2 protein-coding genes are annotated in these 705 nt (G+C 50.1%); both read right to left on the bottom strand.

The window, feature by feature from the left end; genetic code table 11:
* Positions 1 to 224, bottom strand: a 224-nt coding sequence (gene galT / locus R8O11_RS27740) for a galactose-1-phosphate uridylyltransferase (protein WP_318194938.1), incomplete at its 3' end; no start/stop codon positions are given.
* An 84-nt stretch (positions 225 to 308) separates the two neighbouring features.
* Positions 309 to 705: GDP-mannose 4,6-dehydratase (locus tag R8O11_RS27735; protein WP_318194937.1), on the bottom strand; the 397-nt coding region annotated here is incomplete at its 5' end.

Below are 705 nucleotides of genomic sequence, written 5' to 3'. Positions count from 1 at the left end.
TAGGTGCCTTGGTAGTCTGGATTAACATCGCCAGAGATACGTTCGTTGGTTGGACAAAGGAAACATTTACCGTCATAGCTTGGTAGCTCATCCAATGCGGGCTTTTCATCTGCGCCGCTCCAAGGGCGTTTTGCACGGTGAGGTGAAACCAAAATCCATTGCCCAGTAAGAGGGTTGTAACGGCGGTGTGGATGATCCACTGGGTTAAATTCGACATTCGACATGTTACTTACTCAACTTTTAAGAATTCTTTCATCTGCATTTCTCAATGAAATTGGAAAGTGCAGACAACAATGCGGCGACGTAAACTACGCAGGGGAATAGCCATTGGGATTTTTTGACTGCCAGTTCCACGTATCGGCGGTCATTTCAGCCACCGTGCGTGTTGCTTTCCAGCCTAGTTCACGCTCGGCTTTTTCCGTGCTTGCCCAACATTCAGCAATATCCCCAGGACGACGCGGGCATAACTCGTAAGGCACTGGTTTACCGCAAGCGGCCGCGAACGCATCCACCATCTCAAGTACGCTCGAGCCTTTACCTGTACCTAAGTTGTAAATGTGCAAACCCGATTTCTCACCCACCGTTTTCAAAGCCGCAATATGGCCATCGGCCAGATCCATCACATGGATGTAATCGCGCACGCCAGTGCCATCAGGTGTTGGGTAGTCGCTACCGAATACCGCGAGTTTTTCTCGGCGACCAACA

The organism is Vibrio sp. 1288 (assembly GCF_033344475.1).
The sequence above is the reverse complement of the archived record's forward strand: the minus strand, read 5'-3'. Positions and strand labels throughout refer to the sequence as shown.